This window comes from Sphaerisporangium perillae (genome assembly GCF_023276435.1).
Classification (GTDB): Bacteria; Actinomycetota; Actinomycetes; order Streptosporangiales; family Streptosporangiaceae; genus Sphaerisporangium; species Sphaerisporangium perillae.
This window is the reverse complement of record NZ_JALLPO010000011.1, coordinates 144,556-171,397: the sequence shown is the minus strand read 5'-3', so window position 1 is coordinate 171,397 and position 26,842 is coordinate 144,556. Positions and strand designations below refer to the sequence as shown.

The following is a 26,842-nucleotide window of genomic DNA, read 5'->3' as shown; positions in this document are numbered from 1 at the left end:
CTATGCCTCTGGGGTGGCGGCGGCCAGTTGGCCGCAGGCGCCGTCGATTTCGCGGCCGCGGGTGTCGCGGACCGTGACGGCCACCCCGTGCGACTCCAGGCGGCGGACGAAGGCTCGTTCGTCCTCGGGACGGGAGGCCGTCCATTTGGAGCCAGGGGTCGGGTTGAGCGGGATCAGGTTGACATGGACCAGTTTGCCCTTGAGCAGGCGGCCCAGCAGGTCGGCCCGCCACTCATGGTCGTTGATGTCCTTGATCAGGGCGTACTCGATCGACACGCGGCGCTTGGTGACGGCCGCGTAGTTCCAGGCGGCGTCCAGGACCTCGCCGACCTTCCAACGGGTGTTGATCGGGACGAGGGTGTCGCGCAGTTCGTCGTCGGGGGCGTGCAGGGAGACGGCCAGCGTCACCGGCAGCCCTTCCGCCGCGAGTTTGTTGATCGACGGGACCAGGCCGACGGTGGAGACCGTGACGCCTCTGGCGGAGATGCCGAGGCCCTCGGGCGCGGGGTCGACGATGCGGCGCACGGCGCCGATCACGGCCTTGTAGTTGGCCAGCGGCTCGCCCATGCCCATGAAGACGATGTTGCTGACCCGGCCGGGGCCGCCGGGGACCTCGTCGCGGGCCAGGGCGCGGGCGCCGGCGACGACCTGCTCGACGATCTCGGCCGTCGACATGTTCCGGGTCAGACCGGCCTGCCCGGTCGCGCAGAACGGGCAGTTCATGCCGCATCCGGCCTGAGAGGACACGCACATGGTCACGCGGTCGGGGTAGCGCATCAGCACCGACTCGACCAGCGCGCCGTCGAAGAGCCGCCACAGCGTCTTGCGGGTCGTGCCGCCGTCGCAGGTGATCTCGCGGACCGAGGTGAGCAGGTTGGGCATCAACCGCGTGACGAGCTGGTCGCGCGACGCCGCGGGCAGGTCGGTCATGTGCGAGGGATCGGTGGTCAGCCGCTCGAAGTAGTGCCGGGAGAGCTGGTCGGCGCGGAAGGGCTTCTCGCCCAGCTCCGCGACAGCTGTGCGGCGCTCCGCCATGGACAGGTCGGCCAGATGGCGTGACGGTTTCGCCCGTCGGGGGGCGACAAAGGTTAGCTCGGCGGACATGTCCTTCTCTTAACGGTTTGCCGGAAGCTGTACTGGACAGCCATTCCGTGTGATCTATTGCGATCCTCGGCCGAACGGGGAGACGTTCACCGGAAAGGCGGATATGCGTTGGGCACCACCGATGTCGTACTCACCGACACCAGCCCCTACGGTAGTCGCGTGGTGACCGTCGAATACGACGGGTTGTCATCGGTAGCCTACCTTCGCGACGCCGAAGGCGGGATCCACGGGGCCGTGTGGCTCGCCAACCATGGTCCGGCGCCTTCCTCCGTCGACCTGGTCCGGATCGAATCCGGGCAGACCCCCGTCATGCCTCTCGGCAACACGCGCGTCCCCGAGGGCACGGCGCCTCTTACGGCGGCCGAGCTTGAGGTGCTGTGGTTCGAGGAAGGCGACGGCGCCGCCCTGTATCGCAACGGCGAGCTCCTGGCCGTCATTCCCGGCTGGTCGGATCTCGAACGGGGGATGCCCGGCTACGCGAGGGACGCCGTCGGCGAGTCCCCGTACGCCTGGCCGCTCGGGGAGGCCCTCGAAGGGCTCGCGCCGCGCATCGCGAAGGCGCGTTCGTACTGGGAATGGCGTGACGGCGAGGGAGCCTGGCCGTCCTTCCAGCAGTTCGTGATGAGCCATCTGGACGCCAGGGCCGGTCCGGCCGCCCGCTACTGGGACATCGGCGGCGACCGGCTGCCGACCGTGGGCATCACCGAACGGCCGCGGGACGGGTACACGATGCTGTCCACCGTGGGGATGAGCTGCCAGCGCATGCCCACCGTCGAGCAGTACATCGAGCGGCCCGACACCTACGCCCGTATCGAGCTGGCCGTCGCCACCCGTGGAGAGGCGACGGAGGCGGCGCAGTTGTTCCTGTGGCTGGCCCGCTACCCATGGCACTCGGTCACCTGGCTCGGGCACGGCCACACCGCCCGCTGGTACCGCGAGGCCGCGTCGTTCCCGCTTGGCCCCGCCTACCAGGGGGTGCTACTGCTCGACGCGGTGCCGGGCCTGCCCGACCTGTCCGGCTTCGGGTTCAGCGGGGACGAGGTCCGGTGGCTCTGGCTGGTCCCGGTCACCGAGCAGGAGCTCCAGCTGGTCGCCGACCACGGCCACCAGGCGCTGTCGCTGTCCGGGCGCATCCCCTGAGACAGGCACCCTGGCAGCGCCGCGATGAGAATGCCTGGAACGTGTGGCCTTGACCGCTTCGGCGGCATAGCCGATCACCACGGCGGGCGGACGCCGGCCGCCGGTCAGAGGGGGACGAAGATCGCCAGGAGGAGCCAGACGGGGACCAGCGTGGCGAGCAGCGAGTCCAGGCGGTCCATCAGGCCGCCGTGGCCCGGCAGGAGGTTGCCCATGTCCTTGATGCCGAGATCGCGCTTGATCACCGATTCGACGAGGTCGCCGAGCGTGGCGCACACGGCCACCACGACACCCAGCACCGCGCCCTGCCAGTACTGGCCGTCGAGGAGGAACCGGACCAGCAGCGCACCGCACAGGACGCAGGCCAGTACGGAACCGGCGAAACCCTCCCAGGTCTTCTTCGGGCTGATGATCGACATCTTGTGCTTGCCGAAGAGGATGCCCGCGAAGTATCCGCCGATGTCGCTGCAGACCGTGACGGCGATGAAGATGACCACGCGGTCCGCACCATTGGGCTTGGCCAGCATCAACGGGACGAACCCGGCGATCAGCGCGGGATACACGGAGACCAGGACGCTGGCGGCGGCGTCACGGACGTACCCGTCCGGACCTTTGAACATCCGCCCGCTGAGCAGGACGAGCACGGTCAGCGTGAAGGCGCCGAGCAGCCAGATCGGCCCGCCCCAGTACGCTCCGGCGACCATCACGACGAAGCCCGTCAGCACCGGCGCCGTCGGCACCCGGATGGCCCGGACGGCGAACGCCGCGATCATCTCCACGACGCCGATGCCGACGGCTCCAAGGAGCACGATCAGGAAGAGCACCTTCACGAAGTAGAGGGAGCCCAGGACGACCGCCCCGAGGGCGACGCCGACGGCGATCGCGGCGGGAAGGTTGCGGCCGGTACGGATGCCGCCCGGCTTGCCGGCCTGCGCGGCCTCGCCGCCGATCTCAGCGGCCTCGCCGTTCTCGCCTGCGGGATCAGCCGGAGGATCGCCGTCGTTCCCCTTGCCGGCGCCGGCGTTCGCTCCGGGATCACCGGAGGCGGCCCCGGCGTTCGCGGAGCCCGTTCCGGTGTCCTCGGTATGGGCGGTGGTGCTCCCCGGCGGGGCTTCGGGACGCTCAGGCGGACGCTCCTCGGACCGATGGCCCCCGGCCGGCCCGGTACCGTCCGCCGCCGTACCTTCCACAGTGATCCCACTCTCGTACGCCGACCACGCTCGGCGACCCACTCTGCCAGCACCGCCGAGCGGCGGGGAGGGGGCGCGGTGGGCCCGAACGCGGCGAGGGCGCTCCACCCGCGGTCAACACCGGAGTGGAAGCGCCCCAACCTGACCTGTGAACTGCTACCGCGCTCAGACTTCGAGCAGCTCGGTTTCCTTGTGCTTCAGCAGCTCGTCGATCTTGGCGACGTGCTTCTGGGTGAGGTCGTCGAGCTCCTTCTCGGCACGGCGCACCTCGTCCTCGCCGGCCTCGCCGTCCTTGACCATCTTGTCGAGGGTCTCCTTGGCGTGGCGGCGGATGTTGCGCACCGAGACCTTGCTGCTCTCGGCCTTGTTCCTCGCGACCTTGATGTAGTCCCTGCGGCGCTCCTCCGACAGCTCGGGGAACACCACCCGGATCACAGCGCCGTCGTTGCCGGGGTTGACCCCGAGGTCGCTGTCGCGGATCGCCTTCTCGATGGCGGTCATCGAGCCCTTGTCATAGGGCTGGATGATGACCATGCGGGCCTCGGGAACGTGAAACGAGGCCAGCTGCTGCACCGGGGTCGGCGACCCGTAGTAGTCGACATTGATCTTGTTGAACATCGAGGGGCTGACTCTGCCGGTGCGGATCGCCGCGAAGTCCTCCTTGGCGACCACGACCGCCTTGTCCATCTTCTCCTCGGCCTCGAAGAGGGTTTCGTCGATCACAGCGGCTCCCTATTTCCCTGCCGGACTCACCAGCGTGCCGATCTTCTCACCGCGGACCGCCCGCAGGATGTTGCCCTCGCCCATCAGATCGAAGACCACGATGGGCAGGCCGTTGTCCATGCAGAGGCTGATCGCGGTGGCGTCCATGACTCCGAGCCCCCGCGTGAGCACCTCGCTGTAGTCGAGCTGGTCGAAGCGGACGGCATCGGGGTTCTTGCGCGGGTCGGAGTCGTAGACCCCGTCGACCTGAGTGCCCTTCAGCACGGCCTCCGCACCGACCTCCAGAGCACGCTGCGCGGCGCAGGTGTCGGTGGAGAAGAACGGCGAGCCCAGCCCGGCGCCGAAGATGACCACGCGCCCCTTTTCGAGGTGACGGATCGCACGCCTGGGCAGGAACGGCTCGGCGACCTGCTGCATCGTGATGGCGGTCTGCACCCGCGTCTCGACGCCGCGCTTCTCCAGGAAGTCCTGCAAGGCGAGGCAGTTGATGACCGTTCCCAGCATGCCCATGTAGTCGGCGCGGGCGCGGTCCATGCCGCGCTCGGACAGCGCGGCGCCGCGGAACATGTTCCCGCCGCCGACGACCACCGCGACCTGCACACCCTCGCGTACGGCCTCGGCGACCGAGTCGGCGAGCTTGGCGACCACCACAGGGTCGATGCCCAGCGGCTCGGCGCCCGCGAACGCCTCGCCGGACAACTTCAACATGACGCGCTTCCACCGGAGCGGCCAGTCGAACGACGAAGCCGCCGGCGCAGCGGATTGATGGTTCTCCTGCACGACGGCGGCCTCCTCGGTGATGATGACGAGCTGGTCAGATCCCTCTCGGGGCTAAGCCTATGCCTGACCGACCTTGTAGCGGGCGAAGGCCAGGACCTTCACGCCGGCCTCGGCGGCGAGCTTGCTGATGGTCTTCTTGTTGTCCTTCACGAAGGCCTGCTCGAGGAGCGTGAAGTCCTTGTAGTAGCCGTTGATGCGGCCGTCGACGATCTTGCCGATGGCGGCCTCCGGCTTGCCCTCCTCGCGGGTCATCTGCTCGAAGACCGTGCGCTCCTTCTCGACCACGTCGGCCGGGACGGAGTTGGGGCTGAGGTACTTGGGGGCCATCGCGGCGGTGTGCTGCGCGATGTCCTTCGCGATCTCGGCGTTGGGGGTGTCGAGCTGCACCAGGACGCCCACGGTCGGCGGGAGCTGCGGGTCGGTCTTGTGCATGTAGGAGGCGACGTAGCCGCCCTCGAGCACGGTGAAACGACGGACCTCGATCTTCTCGCCGAGCGCCGCGTTGGCCTCGTCGAGGTGCTCCTTGACGGTCTTGCCGTCGAGCTCGGACTCCAGCAGGCTCGGCACGTCGCTCGGCCGGGAGGCGAGGATGTGCTCGACGACGCGGGCGGCCAGCTCCTGGAAGCGCTCGCCCTTGGCGACGAAGTCGGTCTCGCAGTTGAGCTCGAGCAGGGCGGCGAGGGACTCGCCCTCGTGCTTGACGGCGATCAGGCCGTTGGACGCGGTGCGCGCCTCGCGCTTGCCGACGTCCTTGGCGCCCTTGACGCGCAGGATGTCGATGGCCTTGTCGAAGTCGCCCTCGGACTCCTCGAGCGCCTTCTTGCAGTCCATCATGCCGGCCGCGGTCAGCTCACGAAGCCGCTTGACGTCGGCCATGTTCACGGAAGCCATTGTCTTTTCCTCGTCGAGTCGTCGTGGATCGGGTGGGTGCGCCCCGTTTAGGCACACCCACCCGTGAAGAGCCTTGCTTGCCGTACGGCCAGTGTCCGTACGGCCTGACGGAGCCTCAGCCCTGCTGCTCGGTGCCCTCGGCCTCGGCGGCGGGAACGGCCGGGGCGGCCTCGGCGTCCTCCTGCGCGGAAGCCTCGGCGGCAGCGACCTCGGCCTCGGGGGCCTCGGCAGCGGGAGCCTCGGCAGCGGCGGGGGCTTCCTCGGCGGCGGCTTCCGGAGCGGCTTCCTCGTCCGAGCGGGCGAGCAGCTCGCGCTCCCACTCGGCCAGCGGCTCGGCGACGGCGGCCGACGGCTTCTCGTCGCCGCGGGTCGCACCGGCGCGGGCCATCAGACCGTCGGCGACGGCGTCGGCGATCACGCGGGTGAGCAGGCTGACGGCGCGGATCGCGTCGTCGTTGCCCGGGATCGGGTAGTCGACCTCGTCGGGGTCACAGTTGGTGTCGAGGATCGCGACGACCGGGATGTTCAGCTTGCGGGCCTCGCTGATCCCGATGTGCTCCTTCTTGGTGTCCACGATCCACACCGCGCTCGGGACGCGGGCCATGTCGCGGATGCCGCCGAGGGTGCGCTCGAGCTTGTCCTTCTCGCGGCGGCGCATCAGGAGCTCCTTCTTGGTGAGCCCGGAGCCTGCCACGTTGTCGAAGTCGAGCTCCTCGAGCTCCTTCAGACGCTGAAGCCTCTTGTGCACGGTGGAGAAGTTGGTGAGCATGCCGCCCAGCCAGCGCTGGTTGACGTAGGGCATGCCGACCCGCGCGGCCTGCTCGGCGATGGCCTCCTGGGCCTGCTTCTTGGTGCCGATGAACAGGATGGTGCCGCCGTGGGCGACCGTCTCCTTGATGAAGTCGTAGGCGCGGTCGATGAAGGCCAGCGACTTCTGCAGGTCGATGATGTAGATGCCGTTGCGCTCCGTGAGGATGAAGCGCTTCATCTTCGGGTTCCAGCGCCGGGTCTGGTGCCCGAAGTGGACACCGCTCTCGAGCATCTGCCGCATGGTGACGACGGGGGCCATGAGTATGGTCCTCCTGGGTAGAGCGCCGCGAAGGCGCGTTTCTCGGTTGTATGCGGAAGCCTGCGGCCTCCGCCCTGACGCCCTGAGTCGTCCCATCCGGATCGAGATCCGGACCGAGAGGACGAATCGCCTGTGGGCGTGCGAAGTCGGCCCGCTTGACGAGCCACCAAAAGTGTACCCGGAACCCGGCCACGCCCGGCCCACCGGACAAGGTTCCCGCACGTTCCCGGCAAAGGCCGGTCAGCACTCCCCTACCGCGCGGGCCACCCCCGGCGGCCCGCGACCCGTCTTGGCGGGCCCGTCACCTCGGCGGACGTGGATAGAGCTGGATGATCCCCTGGATCAGGCGGGCGTCGGGCGGAGCCTCTTCCGGCGAGCGTGACTTGGCGAGGTAGGGCTCGAGGAGCTCCGTCACGCGCCGCCCGAGTTCCGCCAGTTCCTCGGCGTTGACCCGGATGAGCATCTGGGCGAGCGTGGCGGCCTGCCGCCAGTCCTTGGACTCGCGCTCACTGGCGTCGAAGTAGCGCAGCAGGTCCTCGGTGAACTGCGCCACGACGGTCTTGGCGAGGATGGTCTTCGCCTCGGCCAGTTCGGGGGTCAGCTCGTCGGGTTCGTCGACGATGAACCCCCGGTGAGGCGCACGCCACATCCGCTCCCTGCCGTCCCCGCGCGGCGGGGCATCCTCGACGAACCCGTATTTGGCGAGCATGCGCAGGTGGTAACTGCACGCGCTCGGTGAGAGCCCGACCACCTCCGCGCACTCGGTCGCCGTCGCGGGCCCTTCCAGCTGGAGCCGCCTGAGGATGGTCAACCTGGCCGGATGTGCCAGTGCCCGCATGGCACGCGGATCCTCGACCAGCTCGACCAGCTGGTTCTGCTGAGTCATAGAACGAACGGTAGTGTCTCGGCCGCCGTTGGCCCGAGCCGCCAGCCGTCCGGCCTCTACGCTCGGCCGCCCCTTTCGCCGGCCTCGCCGCGGATCGCGGGCCTCGCGCACCTCATCACCGGCATGAAACTCGGACTTCGCACCAGAACCAGGCAGCGACCGAACCTCGGCCATCGACTTCCTCCCTTGCCAGACGAACGGCGGCGAACCTCGCCGGATATCTATGAAGGGTAGCTTTCATAGATATGAAGTGTTAGCTTCACATCTATGGTTGAGATCATTCCCCTCCGACGGCAGCGTGACTTCCGGCTGCTCTGGTCCGCGCGCGCCGTGTCCGAGACCGGCAGCGAGATATCCCGCCTCGCCGTTCCTCTCACGGCCGCGACGCTGCTGAACGTCACGCCGATCCAGATGGGCCTGCTCACGGCGGCCACGACCCTGCCGTATCTGCTGATCGGCCTGCCCGCGGGCGCGTACGCCGACCGGATCGCCAGACGCCGCCCGATCCTCATCGGCTGCGAAATCGTCTCAGCGGTCGCCGTGTTCACCGTGCCGCTCGCCTGGCTCGCGGGACTGCTGACGATCTCCTGGCTGATCGCGGTCGCCCTCACCGTGGGCACCTGCGCCGTCTTCTACCGGGCGGTCTGGTTCCCCCATCTGCCGAGCGTCGTCCCCGATCACCAGCGGACGGCCGCCATCGCCGGATTCCAGATGGTCTACTCGACCGCGAGCGTCTGCGGCCCGGGACTGGCCGGCCTCCTGGTCCAGATCCTGACCGCGCCTTTGGCCCTGGTGGCGGACGCGACGTCGTTCCTCGTCTCGGCCGTTTGCCTGCGTTCCATACGGTCACCGGAGAAGGCGGAGCGACCAGACCCCGCCGTCGTCCGCCCGAACCTCCTGCGCGACATCCGGGAAGGGATGCGGACGGTGATGACCCACCGCACCCTGAGGGCACTGATCGGCGCCGGAGTGCTGATCAACTTCGCATCGGCCGCCCAGATGGCGCTGTACGTCCTGTTCGCCGTGCAGACGCTGGGTCTGCCCACGGGAGTGCTCGGACTGCTGATCGCCTCCGCCGGCATCGGCGGCCTTCTCGGCGCCGCCGTGGCACCCCGGCTCACCCGCCGTTTCACCGAAGACCGGGTCATCCTGGGCGCCGCCGCCGTCCTCCCCCTGGAGTTCATCGCCGTGGCATCGGCGCACGGCCCGTTCACCGTGCTGATCCCGCTGCTCACAGGCGCTTTCGCGATCAGCGGCGCCGCCACCGTCATGTTCAGCGTCTGCTACGGGACCCTCCAGCTCCGCGAGTCCCCGCCCGACATGCTCGGCCGCGTCAACGCCATCATGACGGTCTCCACCATGGGCGTCATGACGCTCGGCGGGGTCGTGGGCGGCGTGCTCGGCGAGCTCATCGGCCTGCGCCCCGCACTGTGGGCCTGCGCCGCCCTCGCCGGATCCGGGATCTTCCTCGTCTGGTTCTCCCCCCTTCGGCGCTCGGCGTTCGCGGCGAGGCTCCACCACCCGGCGTCAGACCCGTCCGACCGGGTACCCGTCCAGTAGCAACCGCCGTCTACGTCCACATCGGGGGATGCTCCCCACGGCGGGGCGGCGGCGAGCTCCAGAACGGCCTGGCGTCGCCGATCGCCCCCGGGGCGCGAACGTAGGTCAGCTTGCCGAACGAGCTGTCCATCTCCTCCAGCAGATCGTCCACCCGCGGCTCCGCGACCCCCATGCCGTCGACCCGGCCGAGCCCGTCCAGCCAGAGCGCCGTACGGGCCAGGGACAGCTCGACATGCCACGACCCGCCCTCCTTCTCCCGGCGCGACAGTGCGGCGATCGTCCCGAGTGCGGCGAGCCAGCCGGTGGCGTGGTCGAGCACCTGGGCCGGCAGTGGCACGGGCCGGGCTCCGTCTCCCTGCTCATGAGCGATGCCGCAGGCCATCTGCACCAGGCTGTCGAACCCTCGCCGTCCCGCCCAGGGTCCGCACGAGCCGTACGCCGAGATGTCCACGCAGACGATGCCCGGCCGGATGGCGGCCAGCTCCCGCGGGCCGAACCCCAGCCTCGCCAGCGCTCCCGGCCGGTAGGACTGGACGACCACGTCCGCGCCCGCCACCAGCTCCCTGAAGGCCGCGGCGCCCTCCGCCGCGCGCAGATCGATCTCGCAGGACCGTTTCCCCAGCGCTGTGCTGATCACCAGGCCCGGCACCTCGGGCAGGTGCCGGGCACCGACCCGCAGCACCTCGGCCCCGTAGGCGGCGAGTGTCCGCGTCGCCACCGGGCCGGCGATCACCCGGGTGAGATCCAGGACCCGGATCCCCGCAAGCGGACGCCCACCCGGCCGGCCGGCATCCCCCACACCCGCCATCGTCCAGCCGACCTCAGCTGCACTGCCAGCCTCGAGCCGGGCGAGCCCGATGAGCGGGAGCCGCTCGACGGCGCGGCCTTGAGGATGACGCCGCCACTCCGCGCGGCTCCGCATCGCGGCCGCGCATCCACCGGCCTGGGTCACCGCCTCCTCGACGTCCGACGCGGTACGCGTGGCACAGGCCGTGGCCACAGCGGCCTCGTCAGCGCCTTCGGGAAGCCCGAGCGCGCGGAGCACGGCGTCCCGGTGATGGTCGAAGTTGCAGTGCAGCCGGACCCAGCCGTCCGCCGTGCGGTAATCCCCCGACAGCGGTGCCCACAGAGCAGGTATCTCTCCGTCGATCCGGAAACAGCGCTCATCCCTGAACGCGACAGCGGCCTCCCGGACGTCCACCGTGACCCCTGAGCCCGTGCGTTCGCACTGCCACAGGGCGGCGGCCGCCGTGACCGCGCCGATGCTCGCGGCCGCGGCCGTTCCGACCCGGAAGACGGACGGGAGGACCGGATCCTCCCCCGTCACCTGGGCCGCCGGCGGTTCCAGGCCCACCTCCGCCGCCAGACCCCCGATGACCTCGCCGACCTCCATGGGCCGCTCCCTCACTCCCGAGCGCTCTTTCGAGCCCCACCCACCCGGCAGGGACCACTTGTGATCACCACCTGGCAGGGATCAACGCTGCCGTACGCTCACGGGGGCCGGACCTCTCGGCATACGCTCGCGGAGCGCCGCACGGTGTTCTCACCTGGCGCACGGCATGACCCGCACCCATGTGGACGGCGCTCCCGTGACGGCCGCGTGGGTTATGCACAGAATCTCGCTCGGCCGGCCCGTGACCGGTCACTCCACGACAGTGTCCTCCCATGCGCCTTCACATCGTGCGGCTGCCACTGGTGTTCCTCGTCACTCTGGCCGCCACCTCGGCGGCTCCTCCCCGGCCCGGAAACGCCGCCACGACCACCACCCCGTTCGCGGCCACCGTCCCGGCCATTACGACCGTCCCCGCCCTTCCGGCCGTCCCGGCAGTTCAAGCAGTTCGGGCGCTTCCGGCGCTTCCGGCGCTTCCGGCGCTTCCGGCGACGATCACGCGATCCACCATCACGGCACCCGCCGTCATCGCGCCCGAGGATGACTCGACCGGCCTGTCCCGATGGCGGCTGCCTCTCGACGGGCGGGCCAGGGTCCTCCGCCGGTTCGCCCCACCGGCACGTCCCTGGCTCGCCGGTCACCGGGGAGTCGATCTCGCCGCCCGGCCAGGGCAGGCCGTGAGAACTGCGGGCTCGGGCACCGTGGGATATGCCGGACCCCTCGCCGGCCGAGGCGTCGTCATGATCGTGCACGACGAAGGACTGCGCACCACGTACCTCCCCGTCCACGCGTCCGTCCGGCGGGGGCAGACCGTGAAGCGCGGTCAGATCATCGGCGTCGTCGAAGGGACGACCGCTCACTGCGCGGCATCCTGCCTGCACTGGGGGCTGATCGACGAGACGCGCTATCTCGACGCACTCCTGCTCATCGCCCTCGGGCAGGTACGCCTCCTCCCCCGATGGCCCGACCCGCCGGGCCCACCATGATCGACATGGGCCCGGCGGCGTGGATCCCGGCTCCTGCCACGGAACCGTCCTCCTCACCGGCGAGGAGGACGACCTCACCGGGCAGGCGTCTCCGGGAAAGGTTCCGTGGCGTCGGCGTGAGGTCAGGGAGCCGACGTGCCCGCGTGCTCGTGGGCCGTGGCGAGTGCCGTCAGGAACGTCTCGTCGGATTGTGCGCCGGAGACGGCGTAGGTGCGGTTGAACACGAAGAAGGGCACGCCGGTCACCCCCAGATCGCGTGCTTCACGGATGTCGGCCTCGACGTCCTCGGCATGATCCTGCCCGGTGATGACGCGACGGGTCTCCTCTTCCGGCAGGCCGGCCTCGACGCCGAGCCGGATCAGGGTCTCGGTGTCGTCGAGGGTCTGCGCCTCGATCAACTGCGCGCGCAGGAGTCTTTCATGAGCCTGCGCGCCGCGACCGTGCTTCTTCGCCAGGTGGGTCAGCCGGTGCGCGTCGATGGTGTTGACCATGATCGATCGTTCCAGGTCATAAGCCAGCCCTTCTTGCGCGGCCAGCGCTGTGACCTGGGCTTGCATCGCACGCACTTGGTCGGGTGTTCCACCGGTCTTCTTCGCGAGCATCTCGGGCACCGGCTGCCGGACGCCCCGGGGGAAGGTCGGGTCGAGCTGGAAGCTGCGCCAGACGATGTCGACCTCCTCCGCGTGCTCGAACCGGTCCAGCGCACGCTCCAGGCGCCGCTTGCCTATGTAGCACCAGGGGCAGACGACGTCCGACCAGACCTCGATGTGCACCGTTTTCGCGCTGGTCACCGGCATGTCCCGTCCGTGCACACAGGCGCCTCACCGGACCCGAGCACGATGAGTCCCAGATGCCCGGAGGGGCGTCCCCCGCCCGGCTCGACCTGAGTCAGAACCGGAACCTGGGCTTGAGCCGGCTCCGAAGCCGTGGCCGAGGACCGAGTCAAGGTCTGGGACTCGGCCTGGAGCGGGGGCCCTGTCCGGAGTTGCTGCCGGGTGTGAGGCTGCACCGGGAGCCGGGGCTCCGAGGGGAGCGCCGCTTCCTCGGCCGTGAGTACGTCCATCGCCTACCTTAGTTACTTATTGTGCGTTACCCTATTATGCATAACTATATGAGGATGACGGAAGGAGGCACCTCGATGTCGGTTGCGAACACCGATGTGCCTGACCCTGTCCTGACCATGGGGTCCGACTGCCCAGTGCGCGAAGTCCTCGACAGGGTCGGCGACAAGTGGAGCGTCCTGATCGTGGTCCTGCTTGGTCAGCGCACACACCGCTTCAGCGAGCTCCACCGATCTATCGACGGCATCAGCCAGAGGATGCTCACCCTCACGTTGCGCGCGCTGGTACGCGACGGCCTGGTCGAACGAACGGCGCACGCGACCGTACCGCCACGAGTCGAGTACGAGCTGACCGAACTCGGCCGCACGCTGCTCGTGCCCCTGACCGCCCTGGACCGGTGGGCCGTCGAGCACCGCAACGACATCCGGGCCGCGCGGGAGCGCTACGACAACGAGAGGGCCTGACCTGGGTCTTCGACGCCGCCTCATCGATGGGATCGGTCGCCGTCGTTGATCGACCAATCCATGATGATCAAAGCTGTGAGTCTTCAATGAGACTGTCCATGAAGGCAAGGCAGGCCACGCGGCCGCCGATAGGCAGGCCAACTGGACAACGTGCCCTGTCCTCCGGCCCGGATGTGCGGGCCACGAGGCGAGCGCGAGGATCAGAGTACTTGGCCTGATCTTTTCGATCGGAGGCGCCAGCCTCGATCGACGCGTTCGACGTACCCGGCCGCGGCCAGAGCACCGAGGCAGCGCAGGACCGTCATGAGATCCACTCCCGCCGCCACGGCGATGGTCGCCGGCCCGGTGCCGATCCGCGCCGGAACCGCCTCCAGGACGCTGCGGGTCTCGTCGTCGAGCGCGTCCCGGGGTAGCACCGGCCCTCTCGGTTCGGGCGCCAGATCGTCCCCCATCGCCCCCACCAACTCGATCACGTCTCGGACTGAGGTGACGCAGACGGCCTCCGCCCTTCTGATGAGCCGGTGACATCCGGCGGAGTTCTCCGAAGTCACTGGGCCCGGAACGGCGGCAAGATGCCGGCGCAGGGCGACCGCGTGGGAGGCGGTGTTGAGAGCGCCGCTGCGCAGGGCCGCCTCCACGACCACGGTGCCGCGAGACAGCGCGGCGATCACCCGGTTGCGGACGAGGAATCGCGGTCGCGTCGGTCTGACGGCGAGGGGACACTCGCTCACGATCACGCCGTTCCTCCGGATGGCCGCGAACAGGTCGTGGTTGCCGGCGGGATAGGCGATGTCGATGCCACATGCCAGCACCGCGATGGTGGGCGCCGACCCGGCGAGAGCCCCACGGTGTGCCGCCGCGTCCACTCCGTACGCACCACCCGAGATGACGGTCCATCCGCCTTCGGCGAGGCCGGCGCCGAACTCTGCCGCGACGTGGCCCCCGTACGGCGTGGCCGCACGGGATCCGACCACCGCCACCGAACGGAGGCAGGAGAAACGGAGATCGGCGTCCCCGTGAAGCCATAGTCCCAACGGGCGGTCAGGCCCGAGATCGTCGAGTTGGGTGGGCCACTCAAGATCACCCGGCACGATGAGGCGGGCCCGCATTCGTTCTCCCTCGGTCAGGTCCGCTACCGGGTCTGCCCCCGGCAGCCGGGCTCGCCATGCACTCAGCCGGCGGTCGAGATCAGGAGCGCGGTTCTTCTTGGAGCTCAGCTCCTCGACGAACCCGGGATCGAGCCGACCTCGCCGCACCTGGCCGAGCGCTCCCTCGGGCCCGTACTCGGTGACCAGCCTCCCCATCACTCCGTCTCCGGCGTCCGCGACCCGCATCAGCGTGACCCTGGCCAACCGCCCGGCATCACGCCGAGAACCACGCCGCCGCCCCGGATCCAGCGACTCGACGACCTGCCTGGTGGCGGTGCCACTTTGAAGATCGCCGTCGGCTCCGAGGCCGTCGGCGCCGGCGTCAGCAGCGGCGACGGCGAAGCCGATGCGAGTGCCGGCATCGGTTCGCATGCCATTCATCGAATCTCCTTGAACGTGGAGACTCCCGTTTTCGAACGGGAGAGGAAGCACGGCGCGGTGCCGCGGAGTTTGGTGCCGTGTCCAGCGGTGGCGATGACCAAGTCGCCGCACGCGGCGTGACTGGTGTCCTGGCCTCCGCGCCGGCGGGTAGGTGAAACGCCTGTGGAGCTGGTGTAAGGCCTCAAGAGAGTCCTCTCTTGCGGGCAGACCCGCGGTGAGGCAGAAAGATCAACGGTGACCGTGGAAGCCCTTCCTTCAGAAAGGAGGAGGTCAAGGTTCTCCTTGAGGACATGTGGATCAGGGGCTCTTCAGGTCGGAACGCTTGTGCGGGGTTCAGTCGGCGCCGAGCCATAGGCCGAGGGCGGCGTTGGTCTCCGCTAGGTCGGGTCTGTCCTTGCCGATGAGGTCGGCCAATGTCCACGACAACCGGATGATCCGGTCGAGACCGCGGGCGCTCAGCTCTCCGGTGTCCAGGCACCGGTAGAGGGGTGACATCGCCGACGGACAGAGCCGGTATTCGCCGTGGAGAGCCCCAGTAGGGATCTCGGCGTTGCACCTCCACGGCGTGCCGGCGAGCCGCTTGAGCGTGCGCTCACGGGCGAGCGACACGCGCTCGGCCACGACAGCGCTCGGCTCGATGAACTGGCGGTCGGACAGCAACTCGCGCCGGGTCGAACGCGTGAGCCGCACTTTGACGTCGATGCGATCGACGAGCGGCCCGGAGAGACGGGCGAGATAGCGTCGCCGCTGGTGAGGCGTGCACTGGCACGGGCTCTCGGGAGTCGACGGCTGGGCGCAGGGGCAGGGGTTGGCCGCGAGCACCAGCATGAATCGCGCCGGAAACGTGAGGGTGCCCGCCGCCCGTGCGACGGTGACCTGCCCTGACTCAAGGGGCTGCCGAAGCGAGTCGAGGACGCGTGCCGGGAACTCGGGAGCCTCGTCGAGGAAGAGAACCCCCCTGTGGGCCAGGGAGACGGCACCCGGCCGGATCACACCGCTGCCGCCTCCGACGATCGCCGCGATGGTGGCCGTATGGTGCGGCGCCATGAAGGGCGGGTGCTCCAACAGCGGGCGCCCGGGCGGCAGGGTGCCCGCCACCGAATGGATGGCCGTGACCTCGAGAGCCTGGTCGCGGTCGAGAGGCGGCAGCAGGGTGGGCAGGCGTTCGGCGAGCATGGTCTTGCCCGTGCCGGGCTGGCCGAGCATCCACAGATTGTGGCCGCCCGCGGCGCAGACCTCCAGCGCCCTGCGGGCCATGGCCTGGCCGGCGACATCCGCCAGGTCGAGTGATCGGCCTTCGGGTGCGTCAGGACCCGTCCGCGAGGATGGCTCGTCCGCCTCGGACATGGTCGGCAGTTGTGCGGCATCATCGCTTCGCAGGTCCTCGATCAGCTCGGCCAGCGTGCGCACCGGAACCACCGTCACCCCGGGCACCAGGGACGCTTCGGCGGCGTTGGCCATCGGGACCACCACACACTCGGCGCCGGCCTCCACGGCCGCCATCACCGCCGGGAGGACGCCGCGTACGGGCCTGACCGAGCCGTCGAGCCCGAGCTCTCCCAGGAAGAATGGCGGCGAGATGCGCTGCTTCGGAACGAGCCCGGCGGCCCCGATCACCGCCACGGCAATGGCTAAATCGAACAGGCTCCCCCGTTTGGGGAGGCTCGCCGGGAACAGGCTTATGGTGACCCTCGCGTCCGGCCAGGGATACCTGCTGTTGATGATCGCCGAACGCACGCGGTCACGCGCCTCGCTCAGCGCGGTGTCGAGCATGCCGATCAGGTGGACGCCCGCGATGCCATGCCCCACGTCGGCCTCGACCTCGACGACGTGGCCGCTGACGCCCACCAGCGCGACGCATCGCGTGCGTGCGACCGCCATCTACGACACCCCCCGATCGTGGCGGATCGAGAACTCCCCGGCGAACCGTTCAAGCGCTACGACATCGATGCGGATGGAGGAGAACCACTCCGACTGGCCGCTCAGCCATCTGGCCGCCAGAGTGCGGAGCCGGGCGACCTTTGCCGTGGTCACCGCCTCGAACGCGGAGCCATGGCTACGACCCGAGCGGGTCTTGACCTCCACGACCACGAGAACCGGCCCCTCACGGGCCAGAATGTCGATCTCCCCCTCAGAGCAGCACCAGTTGCGCTCCAGGATCTTCAGACCTGCCGCCCGCAGGTAATCGACGGCGAGCTGCTCGCCGTGCCTTCCAAGCTCGTGTATCGCGGCCATGGGACCACCTCCGGCCCCGACCTTCGCGCATGTCACACCGCCCGTACGCGGCAGAACCGCGTTCTGTGGACAACGAAAAGCGGAGGCCGCCCGTCTGGGGATCTGCGTCCTGGCACTGCGCCGGCCGAATGCCCGGGATATCCCTTGAGTCGGCGGCCCGACGGCCACCGTCCACCCGCGCCAAGGGCCACACCTGTCGGGGATTACCGGGATTCATCCGTTATGCACAGCGATTGCGAAGCCTCCCCCTGGGGCGGTCCTCCACAGAGACAGCCGACCGCAGCACTCCCGCCCTGTGGACAAACCACCGAGCCCGAACCCGGAGGACGTACCGCCCGCCGACGCTCCCAGGTCACCCGCCGTACGAAGGCGCCGGCATCGCCGTACCGCTCCTCGCCGCCGCGGCGCCCAGCGAGCAAGCATCAGACCAGGGAAGCGGCCGCCGTACGGGAGGCGGGGCGGCGGAGCGCTCCTCGCCGTCGCGGGCCACCAGAGGGCAAGCATCACACCAGACCACAGGGCAAGCGTCACACCAGGGAAGACGACCACAGGTCCATCGCGGCACGGCCGCACCAGGCGGCCGCCGTACGAAGGCGCCGGCATCGCCGTACCACTCCTCGCCGCCGCGGCGCCCGGAGAGCATGTATCAGACCAGGGGAAGAGGGACCACAGGCCGTCGCGGCCCGAGGGCGGCGTCACGGCAGGGGCAAGAGGGGTGGGCGTGGACGGCCGTGCCTGAGGCGCGGTCCCCGTGTGTGCGGCCGGGCGCATGCGCGGCTGTTGCCAGGTGGGAGAGCCACAGTAGGACGCGTGTGTGGCCGGGCGCGTGCGCGGCTGTTGCCAGGTGGGAGGGCCGCGGTGGGACGTGTGTTGCCAGGCGGAAGGGGCTCGGCCCTAGGGGGGCGGGTTAGCTGGAGAAGCCTTCCTTGGGCATCTCGAGGTCTGGTTTGGCCAGTTCTTCGACGTTGACGTCCTTGAAGGTGACCACGCGGACGTTCTTGACGAACCTCGCAGGCCGGTACATGTCCCAGACCCAGGCGTCCTGCATCTTGACGTCGAAGAACACATCGCCGTTCTCGGCCGTGCGCACGTCGAGATCGACGGAGTTGGTCAGGTAGAAGCGCCGCTCGGTCTCAACGACATAGGTGAACAAGCCCACCACGTCGCGGTACTCCCGGTAGAGCTGCAACTCCATCTCGGTCTCGTATTTCTCGAGATCCTCTGCGCTCATCCCGGTCCTCCCCTTCCCTTCCTCCCCCGGCGCCACCCATCAGGCGACACCGGCCCCCAGTCCATTCTCGCCTATCTCAGTGCCCGGTCCTGACCGCACCACCGAGTTCACCGTCACAAAGGAGAACCGATGATGTGGACTTGGGCCGTGAGCCGCCAGAGCCCGCCGGTGGCCGGCCGTGACGTACCCCTTGTGCTCGGCGAAGCCGTACTGGGGATACCGGTCGTCCAGCGAGATCATCATTCGGTCCCTGCTCACCTTGGCGACGATGGACGCGGCCGCCACACACGCCGAGACCTGGTCGCCCTTCCACACGGCCAATGACGGCGCGGGCAGGCCGGGCACCGGGAACCCGTCGATCAGAACGTACCCGAGATCGCACCCGAGACCGGCGACGGCCCGCCGCATCCCCGCGATGTTGCACTTGTGCAGGCCACGCGCGTCGATCTCATCGGGCGGTATCACCACGACGCTCACCGCACGCGCCGTGGCGAGGATGCGGTCGTGGAGCACTTCTCGCCTGGCCGGGGTGAGCAGCTTGGAGTCGGCCAGGCCGTCGATCTCCGAGCGCAGGACGACGGCGGCCACCACGAGCGGGCCCGCGCAGGCTCCGCGGCCCGCCTCGTCGACCCCGGCGACCGGGGACAGTCCGCGCCGCGCGAGCGCGCGCTCGTACCCGTAGAGCCCCGAGTCCCGCCGGATGACGCTGGGGCGCGGGCGGAAGAGAACAGTCATGAGGCAGACGGCTCGGCGCCCCGCCGCGAGGGAACGGACCTGCGGGAGAGTCGAGCCCTCTGGCCGATCAACGGCGATGCGAGCGCGACCATGGCCACCAGCCTACGCCCCTCTCGAGCGGAAGGGTACGTTATCGCACCTTTGAGAACGTCTCTGGCACCGGCAGTGTGGCGATCCGCGACAGTGGCCAGTAGAGCGCGAACGCTCTGCCGATCACCTCGTCGGCGGAGATCGTGCCGTGGTACTTGTCGCTCTTGAACGCGCGGGAGTCCTCTGACGCGGCGCGATGGTCGCCCATCAGCCACAGCCGCCCTTCCGGCACGGTGACGTCGAACTTGTCCTGCGAGGGGAAGTCCTGAGGGTTGAGATAGGCCCCCTCGTCGAGCGGGACGCCGTTGACCGACACGCGGCCCTTGGCGTCACAGCACTTCACGCGGTCGCCGCCCACGCCGATGACCCGCTTGATGGTGGTGGTGCCGTCCCAGCCCTTGAAGACGACGACCTCGCCGCGCCCGATGTCCCCCGTGAGCCGATTGACGATCACCCTGTCGTTGATGAGCAGGGTGTCCTCCATGGACTCCGACGGGATCCAGAATGAGTCCAGGACGAACAGGCGCACCAGCAGCGCGGCGACGACCCCGGCGGCCACGAGCAGGATCGTCTCCCGCCAGCCGGACTTCTTCTTCCCGGGAGCGGTGTCCGGGGAGCCCGTGTCCGGGGAGCCGGTGGCCGCACCGTCAGTGTCCGGCCGGTCGGTGTCCGAGCTCTTGGTATCCGAGCGGTCGGCGTCGGAGCCGCCGGCCTCGGAGCCGCCGGCGTCGGAGCCGCCGCTGTCCGGACCGCGGGCGTCCGAACTGCCGCTGTCCGGACCGCCGGAGTCCGAGCCGCCGTCGTCCCTGGCGCTCGCGTCAGCGACGCCGGCGCCCGGGTGGACGGCGGGGTTCGAGGGCTCGGCGTTCTGTGCTGCTGCGGAAGCCGGGTTCTGCGGCTCCGGCTTCTCCTCTGTGACGCTCATCGGCATCGCGGGGCACCCCCGGGCATCGGCCAGGGGAGGACGGCCCCGTCTCCTTCGTCTGGTCGGGGGAAGTGACGGTCGGGAGTGCGAGCCCGGCGGCCCGGAGGCCGGGGGCGTGCGGTCAGCCGGTACGCCCGCGTGCTCTGACGATCCAGCGGCGGCGCAGCGCCATCAGGGGGAACGCCCCGGCGAAGCCGAGCAGCAGCGGCGAGGCGTCACCGGCCAGGGCGACGGTCTTCAGGGCGGCCTGGTTGAAGGTGTCCGGGATCGGCAGCGTCGTCGCCCGGGAGAACGGCCACACGATGACGAACGCCCGTCCGACGACCTTGTCCTTGGGAATGGCGCCGCCACCGGGATCACCCTGGTGGGAGCGGGAGTCGAGCGAGACGGAGCGGTGGTCGCCCATGACCCACAGGCGGTCCTTCTCGACCTTGATCTCGAAGAATTTCTGCGACGGCTGGTCGTCGGGATACAGGTAGGCCTTCTCGTCGATGGGCACACCGTTGACCGTGACGCGTCCCTTGGAGTCGCAGCACTTCACCGTGTCACCGGGGAGGCCGATGACCCGCTTGATGTAGTCCTTCTCGCCGGGGACCACGCCGAAGGCCGTGCCGACCCAGCGGAAGAAGCCGGCGACCGGGTTGGAGGGGTCGGGTACCTCGACCTCGCTGGCCCAGGAGTCGACCCCGGAGAACACCACGATGTCTCCGCGCTCGATGTCGCGGGTGTGGTACACGAGCTTGTTGACCAGCACCCTGTCGTTGACCAGCAGGGTGTTCTCCATGGACTCCGACGGGATGTAGAACGCCTGGATCACGAAGCTCTTGATGATGAGCGCCAGGACCAGCGCGACCACCACCAGGACCGGGAGCTCACGCCAGAACGAGCCCTTTTTCTCCTTGCCGCTCTTGGCTGTCGGCTTGGTGTCTTCCGCGACCACGTCTACCTCGTCCTCGACGGGACGGCGCGGACCGCCGGCCCCCTGGCCATCGCTAGTCATCGCTGTCGAGCCTAAATGATGCATGCTCCACGGTGGGTCGCCGACTCGGCATCGCGTCCAAAGAAACTCCGCGTCCAAAGAAACTCGACACCAAGAGGATCTCGGTGTCTCGGGGACCCGGCGCCCGGCACGCGGCCGCCGGGCCGCAGGTCCGGTGCCCTTTGGGGGCCGCCGGAGGCCTGGCCCTACGGGATTTCAGCAAAATGGCCCGCATCCCTCGCGGGTGCGGGCCACGTATGCCGCCGGCCTACTTGCTGGTGGGCAGCGCGTCGCGCTTCTCGCGGATGCGGGCCGCCTTGCCGCGCAGGTCGCGCATGTAGTAAAGCTTCGCCCGGCGGACGTCACCGCGGGTCACGACCTCGATCTTCTCGATGACCGGGCTGTGCACCGGGAACGTACGCTCGACGCCGACGCCGTAGCTCACCTTGCGGACGGTGAACGTCTCGCGGATGCCACCGCCCTGGCGGCGCAGCACGAATCCCTTGAAGACCTGGATACGGGACCGGTTGCCTTCAACGACGCGGACGTGGACCTCGAGCGTGTCGCCCGGGCGGAAGCTCGGGACGTCACTGCGTGTGGAGGCCTTCTCAAGCTCCTGGATCAGCGTGTGCATGACAGCGGTTCCTCATTTGAAGCGAGCGCTCGGAGGTCCGCCCGGCCATGCCTGGGGCACGGCGACGAGGAAGACACGAGCACTGGGCTGAATACGTCTCGGAGGCCGGGCCTGTGTGCCCGGGCCGACCGCGCCAACCACATGACAGTTGGCAGCAGCGATTCAGTCTGCCATATCTTCGGGCGTGAAGCGAAACGAAGCGTCGTCGAGTACCTCTCGATCACGCTTGTCAAGGGCTTCCCGGTCGAGCCGCGCGGCGAGTTCGGGTCTCTTGGCGACCGTGCGGCGCAGCGCCTCGTCCCTCCGCCAGCGGGCGATCGCCCCGTGGTTGCCGGAGAGCAGGATCGGCGGCACCTCGTGGCCGCGCCAGACGGGAGGCTTGGTGTAGACGGGACCCTCGAGCAGGCCGGCCATGGCCCCAGGGGCGAAGGAGTCGTCTACGACCGAGCCGGCGTTGCCGAGCACGCCGGGCAGCAGGCGGCCGACGGCCTCGACGATGACCAGCACCGCGGCCTCTCCCCCGGCGAGGACGTAGTCGCCGATGCTCACCTCGTCGACGCGCAGGCGGGAGCCGTACTCGGCCATGACGCGGGCGTCGATGCCCTCGTAGCGGGCGGGCGCGAAGAGCAGCCACGGCTCCTTGGCGTACTCCAGAGCCAGTTCCTGGGTGAACGGCCGCCCGCTCGGGGTCGGCACGACCAGCCGGGGCGGGGGGCTCGCCGGCCCGATGACGGAGTCGATGGCCGCCCCCCACGGCTCGGGCTTCATCACCATGCCGGGGCCGCCGCCGTAGGGGGTGTCGTCGACCGTGCGGTGCACGTCGTCTGTCCAGTCGCGGAGCTGGTGCAACCGGATGTCGAGGATGCCTCTGTGCCGCGCCTTGCCGATCAGGGAGACGTCGAGGGGGGTGAAGTACTCGGGAAAGATCGAGATGATGTCGACGCGCATGGTCACCTCCCGCACATCCCCATCCGTCGTTCCATGGTCAGACCGTCTCATCGGGGTTGAGGAGGCCGGGCGGGGGGTCCACGACGACGCGCTTGGCGGCCAGGTCCACTTCGGGGACCAGGGCCTTGACGAACGGGACGAACACCTCGTCCGCTCCCCGCCGGACCACGAGCAGGTCCTGCCCGTGGTGCAGGACCTCGACGATCTCGCCGACGCTCTCGCCTCCGACGGTGACGACGGACATGCCGATGAGCTGGTGGTCGTAGAACTCGTCGGGGTCGTCGGAGGGCGGGACGTCGGCCGAGTCGATCACGAGCATGGTGTCCCTGAGCGCCTCCGCGCCCTCCCGGCCGGTGACGCCCGTGAAGCCCAGCAGCAGGATGTTCTTGTGCCAGCGCATGCTCTCGACGACCAGCGGGCCCGTGCCCGGCGGGTCGGTCGCGAGTGAGGCGCCGGGGGCGAAGCGCGTCTCGGGGTCATCGGTGCGCACTTCGACCGTCACCTCGCCACGGATGCCGTGTGGGCGGCCGATGCGGCCGATGACCAGCTGCACGTCGCTGCTCCTTCGAAGAGTTCGGGCCCCCGGGGACGGACGGGGCCCGCAATCGCGACAGGGGACCGCCCGGCTGCCGGGGGTCCCCTGTCCAGAGGTGGTGCCTCTGTGGTCTGGTTACCGGGCTTCGTTCAGGTCGAGCAGGTCGACCCGTACGTATTTGCCGTCGGCCAGGGCGTTCATCACAGTGCGAAGCGCCTTGGCCGTGCGGCCGCCACGGCCGATGACCTTACCGAGGTCGTCGGGGTGGACCCGGACCTCGAGGACGCGCCCACTGCGGATGCGGCGGGCACGAACCAGAACGTCGTCGGGATGCTCGACGATGCCCTTGACCAGATGCTCGAGGGCTTCCTCAAGCACCTCAGGCCTCGCCTTCCGGCTTCTCCTCCGCGGCCGGCTCGGCCGGGGTCGCGGCGGTGTCGTCGGCCTTCACGGTCTTCTTGGCCTTGCGCTGCGTGGTGGCGTTGCTGGTGCCGGTGTCACCGGACAGCGCCTCCTTCGCGGCGGCCTCGTAGATGGCGTGACGGTCGGCCTTGGGCTCGGCGACCAGCAGGGCCGGCGGAGCGTCCTCGCCCTTGAACTTCTGCCAGTCACCGGTGAGCTTGAAGAGCTTCAAGACCGGATCGGTCGGCTGCGCGCCGACACCCAGCCAGTACTGCGCCCGCTCGGAGTTCACCTGGATGAAGGAGGGGTTCTCCTTCGGGTGGTAGATGCCGATCTCTTCGATCGCACGGCCGTCACGCTTGGTGCGGCTGTCGGCCACCACGATGCGGTACTGCGGGTTGCGGATCATACCGAGCCGCTTGAGCTTGATCTTGACTGCCACGGGTGTGGTCTCTCCTGGATTCGAGCACGGGTGGACGGGCGTCTCGCCGAGTGGGGCACGGCGGGATGACCGCCCGAGGGACAAACATGACGCGCAGGGGTGAGAGGGCACCCACGGTCACGGTGTTCCAACATGTCATTCTGCCAGATGATTCGGCGCCTGTACGAATCGGCGTTCCATGGACGGCCCAAGGGGCCTTCCTGATCGCAGTACGCGGGCCGGCGCCGCGGTGGCCCGGGACCGTCCGGACCACGCGGCGGGGCTACTTCTGGCCGGGCAGCCGGAACTTGGAGGGGTCGAACCCAGGTGGAAGCTCCAGGCCGGGCGGCAGCTGGCCACCCACGCCGCCGGCGCCACCGAGGCCGCCGAGGCCCGGCGGCAGCTGGGGCGGCACGGACGAACCGCCGTTGGCGGCTCCGGCCTTGCCAAGGGCGGCCTTCCTGGGGTCGCCGCTGACCCGGCGGCCCTTCTTGACCTTCTTCTGCGCGGCCTTGCCGGCCTTGCGGCCACCGGGCATCCCGGGGATGCCCATGCCGCCTGCCACCTGCTTCATCATCTTCTGCGCGTCGAAGAAGCGGGTGACGAGGTTGTTGACCTCGGTCACGGTGACGCCGGAGCCGCGGGCGATGCGGGCGCGCCGCGAGCCGTTGATGATCTTCGGTTCCTGGCGCTCGGCCGGGGTCATCGACCGGATGATCGCGGCGACCCGGTCGAGGTCGCGCTCGTCGACCTGGTTGAGCTGGTCGCGCATCTGCCCCATGCCGGGCATCATGCCGAGGAGGTTCTTGAGCGGGCCCATCTTGCGGACCATCATCATCTGCTCGAGGAAGTCGTCGAGCGTGAAGCCGCCGCCCGAGACGAGCTTGTCCGCCATCTTGGCGGCTTCCTGCTCGTCGAAGGTGCGCTGCGCCTGCTCGATCAGGGTGAGGATGTCACCCATGTCGAGGATGCGGGACGCCATGCGGTCGGGGTGGAAGGCGTCGAAGTCCTCGAGCTTCTCACCCGTGGAGGCGAACATGATCGGGCGGCCGGTGATGTGCCGCACCGAGAGGGCGGCGCCACCGCGGGCGTCGCCGTCGAGCTTGGTGAGCACGACGCCGTCGAACCCGACGCCGTCCATGAAGGCCTGGGCGGTGGTGACGGCGTCCTGGCCGATCATGGCGTCGACGACGAACAGGACCTCGTCGGGGCTGACGGCGTCGCGGATGTCCGCGGCCTGCTTCATCAGCTCCTGGTCGATGCCGAGGCGGCCGGCGGTGTCGATGATGACGATGTCGTGCTGCTGGCGCCTGGCGTGGTCGATCGACTCGCGGGCCACCCCGACGGGGTCGCCGACGCCGTTGCCGGGCTCGGGGGCGTACACCGCGACCTGTGCGCGCTGGCCGACCACCTGGAGCTGCTGGACGGCGTTGGGCCGCTGCAGGTCGGCGGCGACCAGGAGCGGGACGTGGCCCTGCTCGCGCAGCCAGCGGGCGAGCTTGCCCGCCAGCGTGGTCTTACCGGCGCCCTGCAGACCGGCGAGCATGATGACGGTCGGCGGGGTCTTGGCGTACCTCAGCCGGCGGGTCTCGCCGCCGAGGATCTGCACCAGCTCGTCGTTGACGATCTTGACGACCTGCTGGGCGGGGTTGAGCGCCTGGGAGACCTCCGAGCCTCGGGCGCGCTCCTTGACGTGGGACACGAAGTCCTTGACGACCGGGAGCGCGACGTCCGCCTCGAGGAGGGCGATGCGGATCTCTCGACAGGTCGCGTCGATGTCGGCGTCGGACAGCCTCCCCTTTGCCCTGAGGGAGGAGAAGACCGATGTCAGCCGGTCGGAAAGCGTCTCGAACACGTGATTGGCCAGCCTCTGCGCTACGGGTCGTCCGGGGTTGCGTCTGCGACTCGACCTCCCAGCCTATCCGCTCCGCGGGCCGGTCACGCGTATGGAGCGAAAGGCGGGGAGGCCGCGGGCCGCTAACTCCGCCAGCCGGGCACCGAGACCCGCATGGTGAGAGCGTGCTCGACCAGGGCGATCAGGGTGCTCTTCACCGAGTCCCGCTGCCGCGCGTCGGTCCGGACGATCGGGATGTGCGGGGAGAGGGTGAGGGCGTCGCGCACCTCTTCCTCGCTGTGCGGATACTGCCCCTCCCACCCGTTGAGCCCGATGACGAACGGCAGCTTCGCCTCCTCGAAGTAGTCGACGGCGGGGAAGCTGTCGGCCAGGCGCCGGGTGTCGACCAGGACGACGGCGCCGATCGCGCCGCGGACCAGGTCGTCCCACATGAACCAGAACCGGTGCTGCCCGGGCGTGCCGAACAGGTAGAGGATCAGCTCGCTGTCCAGGGACACGCGGCCGAAGTCCATCGCCACCGTGGTGGTCGTCTTGCGCGGAATGAGGCCCAGGTCGTCGATGCCCGCGCTGGCGTCGGTCATGACCGCCTCGGTGGTGAGCGGGACGATCTCCGACACCGCACCGACGAAGGTGGTCTTGCCGACGCCGAAGCCGCCCGCGACGACGATCTTCGTTGAGGTCAACCCGCCACGGCTAGAGCCTGCGAAGTCCACTGAGAACCCTTTCAAGCAAGTTGAGATCCGGCTTGCCGGCGTCCAACTGCGGCTGGTGCAGCTGGACCAGGCCTTCGGCGGCCATGTCCGAGATCAGCACCCGGGCCACGCCCAGCGGGACCCGCAGGAGCGCGGAGATCTCGGCCACGGAACGTACCTGGCGGCAGAGCGAGTTGATCGCCTGGTACTCCGGGATCAATCCGGAAATATCTTGATATGGCGGAATCGTGGAGTGGACCAGCGTCTCCATGGCCAGGTGCGTGCGCGGCGTCGTACGCCCGCCGGTGACCGTGAAGGGCCGGACCGGCGACGACGGCTCCTGTTGGTAACGCCGTAACCCGTCCTCCCAGCCCGGGCCGCCCATGGAGG

Annotated in this window: 28 protein-coding genes; 4 read left to right on the top strand and 24 right to left on the bottom strand. The window is 69.3% G+C overall.

All coding sequences use genetic code 11. The features are described from left to right. The gene (rlmN, locus tag MYF83_RS13280) at positions 1-1,104 is read right to left on the bottom strand and encodes a dual-specificity RNA methyltransferase RlmN (protein ID WP_248960585.1); all 1,104 of its coding nucleotides are present in this window, start codon (positions 1,102-1,104) and stop codon (positions 1-3) included. A 108-nt stretch (positions 1,105-1,212) separates the two neighbouring features. Between rlmN and MYF83_RS13275 the strand changes: the two genes are divergently transcribed. Then, positions 1,213-2,244 carry a suppressor of fused domain protein gene (locus MYF83_RS13275; RefSeq protein WP_248960584.1) on the top strand — a complete coding sequence of 344 codons (1,032 nt, stop codon included), beginning with the start codon at positions 1,213-1,215 and terminating at the stop codon, positions 2,242-2,244. Positions 2,245-2,348: 104 nt separating this feature from the next. Here the strand turns inward: MYF83_RS13275 and MYF83_RS13270 are convergent, their stop codons facing one another. From MYF83_RS13270 to MYF83_RS13245, 6 genes are all read right to left on the bottom strand, one after another. After that, a complete protein-coding gene (locus tag MYF83_RS13270) occupies positions 2,349-3,431 on the bottom strand; it encodes a phosphatidate cytidylyltransferase (RefSeq protein ID WP_248960583.1) in 1,083 nt (360 codons plus the stop codon). A 165-nt stretch (positions 3,432-3,596) separates the two neighbouring features. Beyond that, a complete protein-coding gene (gene frr / locus MYF83_RS13265) occupies positions 3,597-4,154 on the bottom strand; it encodes a ribosome recycling factor (RefSeq protein ID WP_248960582.1) in 558 nt (185 codons plus the stop codon). Between the two features lie 9 nt (positions 4,155-4,163). Further along, positions 4,164-4,862, bottom strand: coding sequence for a UMP kinase (gene pyrH, locus MYF83_RS13260; protein ID WP_248960581.1), 699 nt, complete (start codon positions 4,860-4,862; stop codon positions 4,164-4,166). Positions 4,863-4,991: 129 nt separating this feature from the next. After that, positions 4,992-5,825: a translation elongation factor Ts gene (tsf, locus tag MYF83_RS13255; RefSeq protein WP_248960580.1), complete on the bottom strand. Its 834-nt coding sequence runs from the start codon at positions 5,823-5,825 to the stop codon at positions 4,992-4,994. Between the two features lie 115 nt (positions 5,826-5,940). After that, positions 5,941-6,894 (bottom strand): 30S ribosomal protein S2, encoded by a 954-nt coding sequence (rpsB, locus tag MYF83_RS13250; protein WP_248960579.1) that lies wholly within the window; start codon positions 6,892-6,894, stop codon positions 5,941-5,943. Positions 6,895-7,195: 301 nt separating this feature from the next. Further along, positions 7,196-7,780: a winged helix-turn-helix domain-containing protein gene (locus MYF83_RS13245; RefSeq protein WP_248960578.1), complete on the bottom strand. Its 585-nt coding sequence runs from the start codon at positions 7,778-7,780 to the stop codon at positions 7,196-7,198. A gap of 267 nt (positions 7,781-8,047) precedes the next feature. Here MYF83_RS13245 and MYF83_RS13240 point away from each other — a divergent pair, with 267 nt between their 5' ends. Further along, positions 8,048-9,340 carry an MFS transporter gene (locus MYF83_RS13240; RefSeq protein ID WP_248960577.1) on the top strand — a complete coding sequence of 431 codons (1,293 nt, stop codon included), beginning with the start codon at positions 8,048-8,050 and terminating at the stop codon, positions 9,338-9,340. Between the two features lie 10 nt (positions 9,341-9,350). Here the strand turns inward: MYF83_RS13240 and MYF83_RS13235 are convergent, their stop codons facing one another. After that, positions 9,351-10,733, bottom strand: a complete 1,383-nt coding sequence (locus tag MYF83_RS13235) for a CoA transferase (protein WP_248960576.1) — start codon at positions 10,731-10,733, stop codon at positions 9,351-9,353. A gap of 272 nt (positions 10,734-11,005) precedes the next feature. On the opposite strand from MYF83_RS13235, the gene MYF83_RS13230 reads away from it, so the two are divergent. After that, complete coding sequence (locus tag MYF83_RS13230) at positions 11,006-11,716, top strand: murein hydrolase activator EnvC family protein (RefSeq protein ID WP_248960575.1); 711 nt, start codon at positions 11,006-11,008, stop codon at positions 11,714-11,716. A 122-nt stretch (positions 11,717-11,838) separates the two neighbouring features. Here the strand turns inward: MYF83_RS13230 and MYF83_RS13225 are convergent, their stop codons facing one another. Next, positions 11,839-12,489 carry a DsbA family oxidoreductase gene (locus MYF83_RS13225; RefSeq protein ID WP_372500146.1) on the bottom strand — a complete coding sequence of 217 codons (651 nt, stop codon included), beginning with the start codon at positions 12,487-12,489 and terminating at the stop codon, positions 11,839-11,841. A gap of 365 nt (positions 12,490-12,854) precedes the next feature. Between MYF83_RS13225 and MYF83_RS13220 the strand changes: the two genes are divergently transcribed. Then, positions 12,855-13,241 (top strand): winged helix-turn-helix transcriptional regulator, encoded by a 387-nt coding sequence (locus tag MYF83_RS13220; protein ID WP_248960573.1) that lies wholly within the window; start codon positions 12,855-12,857, stop codon positions 13,239-13,241. Between the two features lie 200 nt (positions 13,242-13,441). On the opposite strand, the gene dprA is transcribed toward MYF83_RS13220, so the two are convergent. The 15 genes from dprA to MYF83_RS13145 form a co-directional block, all read right to left on the bottom strand. Then, positions 13,442-14,770 carry a DNA-processing protein DprA gene (dprA, locus tag MYF83_RS13215; protein ID WP_248960572.1) on the bottom strand — a complete coding sequence of 443 codons (1,329 nt, stop codon included), beginning with the start codon at positions 14,768-14,770 and terminating at the stop codon, positions 13,442-13,444. 333 nt (positions 14,771-15,103) lie between these two features. Next, a complete protein-coding gene (locus tag MYF83_RS13210) occupies positions 15,104-16,651 on the bottom strand; it encodes a YifB family Mg chelatase-like AAA ATPase (protein ID WP_248960571.1) in 1,548 nt (515 codons plus the stop codon). After that, complete coding sequence (locus MYF83_RS13205) at positions 16,652-17,005, bottom strand: YraN family protein (RefSeq protein WP_248960570.1); 354 nt, start codon at positions 17,003-17,005, stop codon at positions 16,652-16,654. Positions 17,006-17,912: 907 nt separating this feature from the next. After that, the gene (locus tag MYF83_RS13200) at positions 17,913-18,236 is read right to left on the bottom strand and encodes a DUF2469 domain-containing protein (RefSeq protein ID WP_030511723.1); all 324 of its coding nucleotides are present in this window, start codon (positions 18,234-18,236) and stop codon (positions 17,913-17,915) included. Positions 18,237-18,275: 39 nt separating this feature from the next. Next, positions 18,276-18,971: a ribonuclease HII gene (locus MYF83_RS13195; protein WP_248960569.1), complete on the bottom strand. Its 696-nt coding sequence runs from the start codon at positions 18,969-18,971 to the stop codon at positions 18,276-18,278. A 130-nt stretch (positions 18,972-19,101) separates the two neighbouring features. Next, a complete protein-coding gene (lepB, locus tag MYF83_RS13190; protein ID WP_248960568.1) occupies positions 19,102-19,986 on the bottom strand; it encodes a signal peptidase I in 885 nt (294 codons plus the stop codon). A 121-nt stretch (positions 19,987-20,107) separates the two neighbouring features. Then, the gene (gene lepB, locus MYF83_RS13185) at positions 20,108-20,986 is read right to left on the bottom strand and encodes a signal peptidase I (RefSeq protein WP_248960567.1); all 879 of its coding nucleotides are present in this window, start codon (positions 20,984-20,986) and stop codon (positions 20,108-20,110) included. Between the two features lie 247 nt (positions 20,987-21,233). Then, complete coding sequence (rplS, locus tag MYF83_RS13180; RefSeq protein WP_248960566.1) at positions 21,234-21,599, bottom strand: 50S ribosomal protein L19; 366 nt, start codon at positions 21,597-21,599, stop codon at positions 21,234-21,236. 162 nt (positions 21,600-21,761) lie between these two features. After that, the gene (gene trmD, locus MYF83_RS13175; RefSeq protein WP_248960623.1) at positions 21,762-22,547 is read right to left on the bottom strand and encodes a tRNA (guanosine(37)-N1)-methyltransferase TrmD; all 786 of its coding nucleotides are present in this window, start codon (positions 22,545-22,547) and stop codon (positions 21,762-21,764) included. A gap of 37 nt (positions 22,548-22,584) precedes the next feature. After that, positions 22,585-23,100, bottom strand: a complete 516-nt coding sequence (gene rimM / locus MYF83_RS13170; RefSeq protein WP_248960565.1) for a ribosome maturation factor RimM — start codon at positions 23,098-23,100, stop codon at positions 22,585-22,587. Between the two features lie 117 nt (positions 23,101-23,217). Then, on the bottom strand, positions 23,218-23,460 hold the full coding sequence (locus MYF83_RS13165) for an RNA-binding protein (protein WP_248960564.1): 243 nt from the start codon (positions 23,458-23,460) through the stop codon (positions 23,218-23,220). A gap of 1 nt (position 23,461) precedes the next feature. Beyond that, positions 23,462-23,926 carry a 30S ribosomal protein S16 gene (rpsP, locus tag MYF83_RS13160; RefSeq protein WP_248960563.1) on the bottom strand — a complete coding sequence of 155 codons (465 nt, stop codon included), beginning with the start codon at positions 23,924-23,926 and terminating at the stop codon, positions 23,462-23,464. Positions 23,927-24,188: 262 nt separating this feature from the next. Further along, entirely contained in the window at positions 24,189-25,760 is a 1,572-nt protein-coding gene (ffh, locus tag MYF83_RS13155) for a signal recognition particle protein (RefSeq protein WP_248960562.1), read from the bottom strand. A 122-nt stretch (positions 25,761-25,882) separates the two neighbouring features. Beyond that, on the bottom strand, positions 25,883-26,443 hold the full coding sequence (locus tag MYF83_RS13150; RefSeq protein WP_248960561.1) for a GTP-binding protein: 561 nt from the start codon (positions 26,441-26,443) through the stop codon (positions 25,883-25,885). A 10-nt stretch (positions 26,444-26,453) separates the two neighbouring features. Next, complete coding sequence (locus tag MYF83_RS13145) at positions 26,454-26,837, bottom strand: DUF742 domain-containing protein (RefSeq protein ID WP_248960560.1); 384 nt, start codon at positions 26,835-26,837, stop codon at positions 26,454-26,456. Positions 26,838-26,842 lie beyond the last annotated feature (5 nt).

What these genes read in the sequence shown, in the direction of transcription:
- rlmN (WP_248960585.1), bottom strand. Translation starts at nt 1,104, where the DNA reads ATGTCCGCCGAGCTAACCTTTGTCGCCCCCCGACGGGCGAAACCGTCA.
- pyrH (WP_248960581.1), bottom strand. Translation starts at nt 4,862, where the DNA reads ATGTTGAAGTTGTCCGGCGAGGCGTTCGCGGGCGCCGAGCCGCTGGGC.
- tsf (WP_248960580.1), bottom strand. Translation starts at nt 5,825, where the DNA reads ATGGCTTCCGTGAACATGGCCGACGTCAAGCGGCTTCGTGAGCTGACC.
- rpsB (WP_248960579.1), bottom strand. Translation starts at nt 6,894, where the DNA reads ATGGCCCCCGTCGTCACCATGCGGCAGATGCTCGAGAGCGGTGTCCAC.
- MYF83_RS13245 (WP_248960578.1), bottom strand. Translation starts at nt 7,780, where the DNA reads ATGACTCAGCAGAACCAGCTGGTCGAGCTGGTCGAGGATCCGCGTGCC.
- MYF83_RS13240 (WP_248960577.1), top strand. Translation starts at nt 8,048, where the DNA reads ATGGTTGAGATCATTCCCCTCCGACGGCAGCGTGACTTCCGGCTGCTC.
- MYF83_RS13235 (WP_248960576.1), bottom strand. Translation starts at nt 10,733, where the DNA reads ATGGAGGTCGGCGAGGTCATCGGGGGTCTGGCGGCGGAGGTGGGCCTG.
- MYF83_RS13230 (WP_248960575.1), top strand. Translation starts at nt 11,006, where the DNA reads ATGCGCCTTCACATCGTGCGGCTGCCACTGGTGTTCCTCGTCACTCTG.
- MYF83_RS13220 (WP_248960573.1), top strand. Translation starts at nt 12,855, where the DNA reads ATGTCGGTTGCGAACACCGATGTGCCTGACCCTGTCCTGACCATGGGG.
- dprA (WP_248960572.1), bottom strand. Translation starts at nt 14,770, where the DNA reads ATGAATGGCATGCGAACCGATGCCGGCACTCGCATCGGCTTCGCCGTC.
- MYF83_RS13210 (WP_248960571.1), bottom strand. Translation starts at nt 16,651, where the DNA reads ATGGCGGTCGCACGCACGCGATGCGTCGCGCTGGTGGGCGTCAGCGGC.
- MYF83_RS13205 (WP_248960570.1), bottom strand. Translation starts at nt 17,005, where the DNA reads ATGGCCGCGATACACGAGCTTGGAAGGCACGGCGAGCAGCTCGCCGTC.
- MYF83_RS13200 (WP_030511723.1), bottom strand. Translation starts at nt 18,236, where the DNA reads ATGAGCGCAGAGGATCTCGAGAAATACGAGACCGAGATGGAGTTGCAG.
- MYF83_RS13195 (WP_248960569.1), bottom strand. Translation starts at nt 18,971, where the DNA reads ATGACTGTTCTCTTCCGCCCGCGCCCCAGCGTCATCCGGCGGGACTCG.
- lepB (WP_248960568.1), bottom strand. Translation starts at nt 19,986, where the DNA reads ATGAGCGTCACAGAGGAGAAGCCGGAGCCGCAGAACCCGGCTTCCGCA.
- lepB (WP_248960567.1), bottom strand. Translation starts at nt 20,986, where the DNA reads ATGACTAGCGATGGCCAGGGGGCCGGCGGTCCGCGCCGTCCCGTCGAG.
- rplS (WP_248960566.1), bottom strand. Translation starts at nt 21,599, where the DNA reads ATGCACACGCTGATCCAGGAGCTTGAGAAGGCCTCCACACGCAGTGAC.
- trmD (WP_248960623.1), bottom strand. Translation starts at nt 22,547, where the DNA reads ATGCGCGTCGACATCATCTCGATCTTTCCCGAGTACTTCACCCCCCTC.
- MYF83_RS13145 (WP_248960560.1), bottom strand. Translation starts at nt 26,837, where the DNA reads ATGGGCGGCCCGGGCTGGGAGGACGGGTTACGGCGTTACCAACAGGAG.